Genomic DNA, 7,002 nt, shown 5'->3' with positions numbered 1-7,002 from the left:
CCCTTGGCGCTGCAGCTTACGAGCCCAATAATGAGCGCTGCCACATGCTTCCATACCAATGAGACACGGCGTCAGATTGGCGAAGAATACTGCCATCTCATCCCGTTTGATCTGCTTTTTCAGTACTGCCTTGCCATGGTCATCGATCCCATGAACTTGAAATACGTTTTTTGCCAGATCGATGCCAATAGTTGTAACTTTCATGATGGACGCCTCCCTCGATAAGTGGTTCCTCGACACGTCCACTTTGGCACATCTGATGCCGATACGGGTGGGGGCGTCCATCCCATTGATATCGGCCGTTCAGCGGCAAGAGTATCGATCGCACTACGTGTCGCGTGGTGACGTCGGCTTGCGGAGCTATTGGTCATTTTAGCTATTCCGTCAGGTCCGCTTCTGGCCGAAATCCGTTCTTCGACAAGCATAGCATTAGACTAAAGCGAAGAAACGCTGATGAACGCTGCCGGCGGGTTTCGATCGATGGCGGTCGTCCACCGGCCCTTCAGCTTCGGCCCACAGGTGCGTCCGTAAAGACGACGTGTTCAATGCGCTGCCCACAGGACTTTGACCTTCCCACCCGCCCCGTAACTTTTCAACTGAGAGTTGACACCATCAGCAGCTCTGCTAAACACGATGTCCCCTTCCACTCGGTCACCGGTCCAGTTGACGGCCACTAAGCCGTCGCATGCCCCAGTAAATATTTCGTTATCCGTGTCGTCCCTGTCGAACTTCGCCAGCGCTGGCAAAACGTAGACCTGCTTGATACACACCGAACCTGGCAATCCCGCAAGCTGTTCGGTGATTACAATCCGGTAGGGGGCCCGGGGAGAAAACAACTCGGTCTGTTTGTCGGGAGCGCCATTTCGCACCAAGTGAAGGATAAATAAAACAGACAAATATAGAACCGTTGCGCAGCCGATCAATGTTAATACGCTGAGCAGACTCTTTTTTGCGATTTGCATTTTCATCGTGCTTTATTTTTAACCGTCTACTCTCGCAACTATCAAATTCAGCAGCGCGGCGCACAATCAACCTACGTGCTTCACGTTACGAGTCGTCGCCTGCGTTGGAGGACATTGTAGCGCGTTTGCCAAGACTGTAAGAAGGACCGCGATTGGCCGAATCCGGCAGTTCGACTCAGCATGGCAGGTTGCCATGCTGGAAAATTCACGAACTGTCACGACAGGCCGCTATCGGCCCATTCCAGACATTCGTGATTGCGCACCATCACGCTCGTGCACGGTTACATGTGTTCGCGAGCGAATTGGCGGAAGCGCGAACCGACTGGTCGCAAGAGATGCACGGATCAGCGCATTTGACTGGACCGCCGTGCGGCTATTATCTAAGGTAAAAGCCTTCGACCTTCGGGACTATCCATGCGCGGTTTACTTTTTGTTAGTTGGGTGAGTAAAACGATAGAATTGCAGAATTTCACTTCTGGAAATCCGGCATGAAAGTCGAAACGCCCTTGCTCGTTCCCGTGCTGGCCGCACTGCCGGTTTGCGCCTGCATGGCCATCCTCGGCCTGCCTGCCTACGAACACGGGTATATCATTGCCTTTCGTACAGTTTTTATCATCGCCTGCATGATGTGGCTGATCCCGCTGACGCTGCTGCAACGGGCCATGTGGCGCCGCGACTGGTCGTGGCGGCGGATGGGGCCGATCCTGCTGGTGCTCACCTACGCAATGGCCATCATGAACGCCCTGCTGGGGCAGACCCTCGGGATCTGGCTCGGCAGGGAGACGGGCTACCACTTTGCCGATCTGGCACGCGGCCTGGACAGCTGCTGGCTGGCGCTGATCGCGTTCTGCGCGGTCCATGCGGTGGCGGCCTATTACTTGTCGTTGCAACAGGTCCGCTTGCATCTCGTCCAGGCGCAAAGCGCGGCGCGCGACGCCGAGTTGCGCGCGCTGCGCCTGCAGGTCAATCCGCACTTCCTGTTCAACTCCCTGAACGCGATTTCCGCGCTGGTCTCAAGCCAGTCCAACCGGGAAGCCAACCGCATGCTCGCGTGCCTGGCCGACTTCCTGCGCGCCACCCTCGCACACGACGGCCGCCACGAGCATACGCTGGCCGACGAATTGGCCCTGCTCGACGCCTACCTCGCCATCGAAAAGGCGCGGCTCGGCGGGCGCCTGCGCCTGACGATGAAGACCGGTCCTGACCTGCTGGGCAGCGTCCTGCCCTACCTGATGCTGCAGCCGCTGGTCGAGAACGCGATCCGCCACGGCATCGCCCCGCTGTCCGCTCCCGGGCGGCTCGACATTCTTGTCGAACGCGCCGGGGCGCGCCTGCTGGTCGACGTGCAGAACGACGGCCAGCAGCGGCAACACGCGGGGAGCGGCATCGGCCTGGCCAACGTCAGGGAACGCCTGCGCCACCTGTACGGCGACGATCAACAGGTGGACGCCGGCTGGAGTACGGACGGCCGCTTCCGCGTGCGCATCGTCCTGCCACTTCGCAGTATGGCGGCGGCAGCATGAACATCCGGGTCGTGATCGTCGACGACGAGCCGCTGGCCAGGCTGGCGGTCAAAGTCAGGCTGGCGCGGCGCGACGCCTTTGCGCTGGTGGGCGAATTCGGCGACGGCGCCAGCGCTTACGAAGGTATCGTGGCACTCAAGCCCGACCTGGTGTTCGTCGACGTCGAGATGCCGGGCAAGACGGGCCTCGAGCTGCTGGCCGCACTGCCGCCGGCGCAGCGGCCGATGGCTATCCTGCTCACGGCCTACGACGGCTTCGCCCTGCAGGCCTTCGAGCTGGCCGCCCTCGATTACCTGCTCAAGCCCGTCGATGACGAACGCTTCGACGACGCCCTCGACCGAGCCCAGCAGGCGTTTCCCTACCGCGGCCACGGCCGTGCCGCGGCATCGACGCTCCCTTCGCTGCGCAGCTTCAGCGTGCGTATCGGAGCGCGCACGGTGCTGGTGCCGGTCGACGAAGTCGAGCGCATCGAGGCGGACGGCGACTACGCCACATTGCATGCGAACGGCAAGACCTGGCTGGTGCGCGAACGCCTGCACAGCCTGTCCATGCGGCTCGACCCGCGCCAGTTCCACCGTGTGCACCGCTCGTCCATCGTGCGGCTCGACATGATCGCCGAGCTGTCCTCGCTCACCAACCGGGATGCCTTGCTGCGCCTGCGCGACGGCACCGTACTGCGCGCCAGCCGCTCCTACATGCCCGCGCTGTCGGAGGCGCTACAACATCTCGACGCAAGACCGTCAAACAATTCGTAGTCCAACTTGGAGGAAATAATGTCAGGCAAGAAGAAGTTTGTCGCAGGCGTCGTATTGGGAACCCTGTTGCCGTTTTTGGCGTCGTCTGCCGCTTTGGCGGAGGGGGCCGCCGCCTTGACCGCGCTCGACCGCAGCGCCATCGTGCAGACCCTGACAGCGAAAGTGAAGGCGAATTACATCGAGCCCGCAGTGGGCGAACGGGTCGCCAGTGCAATCGCCAGGAAAAATGCCGAAGGCGGCTATGCGTCGGCGGCCACCCCGCAGGCGTTCACGGAGGCGCTGGCGCAGGACTTGCGCGCCTTCGGCGGCGACTTGCATTTCGGCGCCAGGATCGACGAACGTTTCCGTGAGCTCAGCGACGACGCCGCCCCGCCCAGCCGCGCCGTGATGGAGGAAGCGCGCGAGCAGACCGCGCGCTGGGGCTTCGGCATCGAGAAGATCGAACGCCTTCCTGGCAACGTCGGCTACATCGAGCTGCGCGGCTTCGGCATGCCGACATTCGTCGGCCCGGCGTACACGGCGGCGATGTCGCTGATGGCGGGGACGGATGGGTTGATCCTGGACCTGCGCCGCAACGGCGGCGGCAGTCCGGCCAGCGTGGCTTACCTGATGAGCCATTTCTTCCCGCTCGGCGACCACCGTCACCTGATCGACATGTACGATCGCATGACCGACACGACGCAGCAGATCTGGACCGTGCCCACGGTCGCACAGCGCTACGACAAGCCCGTGTACGTGCTGACCTCGGCCCGTACCTTTTCCGGCGGCGAGGATTGCGCCTATGACTTCCAGGTGCACAAGCGCGGGACGCTGGTCGGCGAAACCACCGGCGGCGGCTCCAACCCCGTGCGCCCGTTCAGCGTGGGGCATGGCATCGTGGTCATGATCCCGAGCGCGCGCGCGACCAATTTCGTCACCAAGACCAATTGGGAGCACGTGGGCGTGAAACCGGACATCGCCGTGCCCGCGGCGCAGGCGCTGCAGACGGCATACGCCGCTATCCTGCGCAAGCAGGTAGCATCCGCAAAGGACGACGACGAGCGCACGAAACTGCAGCGCGTCCTGGCAATGGTGGAAAAAGGTGAAACCGACAAGCCGATCTATACGCTCAGGGGGGAGCGTTGATCGAACCCGTGCGCATGGCGGGTGCGGCGGCTTCTGGCCGCCTGCGGTCTATTTTAGCGGCCGCTACCGACCCAAAGCGGGCGTTGGAGTCCAGCGATTCCTATGATATCAAGCTTTAACTACCAGTATTTTTCGAGCAAACTGAAGTGTCATTTTTTGTTTCAGACAGGGACGTTACAACTCCTTGGTCAATGGTCAAAACCTGCTTTACTGAATATATGGGCCGTACAGAGTTGTCGTAGCATAAGAATCCAACTTGAGTTTTAAATGTGCCGGTAAGCCAGTTTGCCAAAGCTGGACTTTCAAAATCAGGATAGACCTCACGAAGAGAAACTTCGCCGCCACATTTGAGAAGACCGGTCAGCCATAATTTTCCTGACTCGAGCTTGAATTTGCCTACAGGCCCACCTATCGCCGAGCATCCGACTTCCGCTTTTTTCATGGTGGTCAAACGTTCAGAGGGCGGCAACTTCATCCAACAGCATTGCGACGGAAAAATCCATCCGCTTTCTGCCCCCGCTACATACTGGTCATGTAGCGGTTCTGTTGCGAAAGTTTTTTCTCCAATAGCAATGCAGAGAAGGAAAAAACAAATTTTGCTGAGTTGTAGCCAAAAATTCTTCTTCATTGCTCTGCCTTAAGATTGCATCGTACGATTGGAACGAATGTCCGCTGGTGGTCGATTTTACCCGTTCGCACTGTTCAGCGGCAGGCGCCTGGCGCCCCAAAGCGGACGTATTCAATCCGAGAAAAGGAACTCATGGCACTAAACGGCAGCGTACCGGCTGCGCAAACTGAGCAAAGGTGGCATCGTGAAGCGACTGGTGACTGGTGACTGGTCTCGGCCATGTCGATCCTGCTGCCGTCAGATAAGCATCGGTCTCAGCGTAATGGCTTACCAAGAACATTACTCAGAAAGAGATAACTGCCTCGTTTATCTCTTTTGACAATGCCCTGCCAGTGAGCAGCAGGATGCTCCGCGCACAGGCGCTCTCGTTCCTCTTCAGGCATAGCACTAAAAATTACGCGAAACCGTTCATGATGGGAAGAATTTCCAACGATGCTAGCAGTAGGCGCCCCGGTTCCCGATGCCCGACAGCTATCAAGATCCATACTGCCGAAAACCGACACAGTCTTACCAATGTACTGGTCGCCGAATCGCACCAAATACACAGGGTCGACAAATCGGTATCCCCCGATCAGAGGTTTCGCGTCACAATTTTCCGGTGAATCATTAAGCCGTTGTAGGCGTTGGTCCATTTGACTGGCAAGGCAGGTTGCCAAGCCCTCGGTCTTCTCAAAGACGCCTTCCACGTTTCGGCAATCCCACCGCTCGCGTAGCCAGTAATTCTGCCCCTGTATCAGCAACGTTCGAAGCGAAGGGCATGCACGTCCCAGGGAGTTGAGCCTGTCTGAGATTGCTTTGTCCTGTGCTATCAGCGAAGGATGGGAGCAGATTGTTTTTTCCACCAGTCAAACACTGAGCGACGGCTACCGCCCCAAAAGCGGACAGTCGGGTGGCTGCCACATCAAGGTCTAACCGGAGCGATCAACTCGGGACGGCGACCCGCCGCAGATTCCTTGCGTAACGGGGCCGCGCATGGGTGAGCGTGTCGGGTTTGTCAAGTGCAGTTGGCTGCGTTATTTCGTGCTCGTACATCCTGTCCCGCGAACACACGGGTTCATTTTAATAGTCGAACCGAGGGGGATATTTCTTTTACTTTTGGCAATTTCAGCGGCAGTTCGTGCACCGCTTTCTGCTTGATCTCTGGACTTATTCTTCGCAATTTGCTCCGGCGTAAGTTGGCTGGAAGGGACGCTCGTTAGCACGATCGAATTAGTCTTGTTTGACTGCTTGGCGAGGTTGGGAGATGACGATTTAGTCGAACTTAAGCGGTCATCGTTTCTTTCTAATCGACGAATTTCATCCACCTGTTTTCTCAATCGCAGTGTCGCTTCGGTCGGCGCTGTCATATCTGCAAAAATGGCCCGAATTTTGGCCTTTTGTTCTTCAGGTAGCTTGTTAAAACGCTCTTGCCTCTGCGCGCGCGTGAGAGGTATGTCGCTTTCACGTTTTTCCTTTCGTGAGATCCCCGACTCATTTCTAGCTTTTGCAGATGTAAAAGCAGTCCGACGCTGCTCGTTTCCTGCCTTGTGCTCCACTTTCGTTTCCTTAGTTGATGACGCTGTTGAGTCAACCGGTGAGCCGCACGCACGGTTTTCGGGGGATTGTGGCGAGCATCGCTTGCTCATCCACGAAAATTCTCTTCTCTTTGCATCAGTTTCTACGTTCGCCTTCAATCTGAGATCGTTGATGTCGGCCCTGTCCTGACAATCTATATATAGTTGCTGCTTGGGACCTGCCTGGCCGTAGTTGTCGGCCCCTGCGCAAGCAGCTAGCGCGCTATGGAACTTGTCGCTCTCGGGACCGTCGAGCACCAACGCTGTTTTATCGGACCAACCTTTGCAGATCTTCGCAGTTTCAGCCGCCTTGCAATCAAGTGGAGCCTTCTCATCTGCCCCCTATGTCAGCATAGTTGTCGCGTCATCTGATTTATCGTAACCGTACTGGGGGCGGAGTAAAAGAGCAGCAGTGAAGCACTATTCAGCAGAGCGCAAGGAAGCACTTTTGCGGCA

General features: G+C 57.9%; 6 protein-coding genes and 1 pseudogene. 3 read left to right on the top strand and 4 right to left on the bottom strand.

The window, feature by feature from the left end; all coding sequences use genetic code 11:
* A pseudogene (locus ACP7EY_RS23550) lies at positions 1-204 on the bottom strand (IS110 family transposase); the annotation flags it as partial.
* A 338-nt stretch (positions 205-542) separates the two neighbouring features.
* Positions 543-968, bottom strand: a complete 426-nt coding sequence (locus tag ACP7EY_RS23545; RefSeq protein ID WP_426197687.1) for a hypothetical protein — start codon at positions 966-968, stop codon at positions 543-545.
* 482 nt (positions 969-1,450) lie between these two features.
* Between ACP7EY_RS23545 and ACP7EY_RS23540 the strand changes: the two genes are divergently transcribed.
* The 3 genes from ACP7EY_RS23540 to ACP7EY_RS23530 are packed head-to-tail and all read left to right on the top strand — an operon-like array spanning position 1,451 to position 4,365.
* The gene (locus tag ACP7EY_RS23540) at positions 1,451-2,485 is read left to right on the top strand and encodes a sensor histidine kinase (protein ID WP_426197686.1); all 1,035 of its coding nucleotides are present in this window, start codon (positions 1,451-1,453) and stop codon (positions 2,483-2,485) included.
* Positions 2,482-3,240: a LytR/AlgR family response regulator transcription factor gene (locus ACP7EY_RS23535; RefSeq protein WP_426197685.1), complete on the top strand. Its 759-nt coding sequence runs from the start codon at positions 2,482-2,484 to the stop codon at positions 3,238-3,240. Before ACP7EY_RS23540 ends, ACP7EY_RS23535 begins: the two co-directional genes overlap by 4 nt.
* A gap of 18 nt (positions 3,241-3,258) precedes the next feature.
* The gene (locus ACP7EY_RS23530) at positions 3,259-4,365 is read left to right on the top strand and encodes a S41 family peptidase (protein WP_426197684.1); all 1,107 of its coding nucleotides are present in this window, start codon (positions 3,259-3,261) and stop codon (positions 4,363-4,365) included.
* A 115-nt stretch (positions 4,366-4,480) separates the two neighbouring features.
* On the opposite strand, the gene ACP7EY_RS23525 is transcribed toward ACP7EY_RS23530, so the two are convergent.
* Complete coding sequence (locus ACP7EY_RS23525) at positions 4,481-4,993, bottom strand: hypothetical protein (protein WP_426197683.1); 513 nt, start codon at positions 4,991-4,993, stop codon at positions 4,481-4,483.
* Positions 4,994-6,006: 1,013 nt separating this feature from the next.
* Complete coding sequence (locus tag ACP7EY_RS23520; RefSeq protein ID WP_426197682.1) at positions 6,007-6,528, bottom strand: hypothetical protein; 522 nt, start codon at positions 6,526-6,528, stop codon at positions 6,007-6,009.
* Between the last annotated feature and the right edge of the window lie 474 nt (positions 6,529-7,002).

Source organism: Massilia sp. DWR3-1-1 (assembly GCF_049898325.1).
Lineage (GTDB): Bacteria > Pseudomonadota > Gammaproteobacteria > Burkholderiales > Burkholderiaceae_D > JAFCUW01.
The sequence above is the reverse complement of the archived record's forward strand: the minus strand, read 5'-3'. Positions and strand labels throughout refer to the sequence as shown.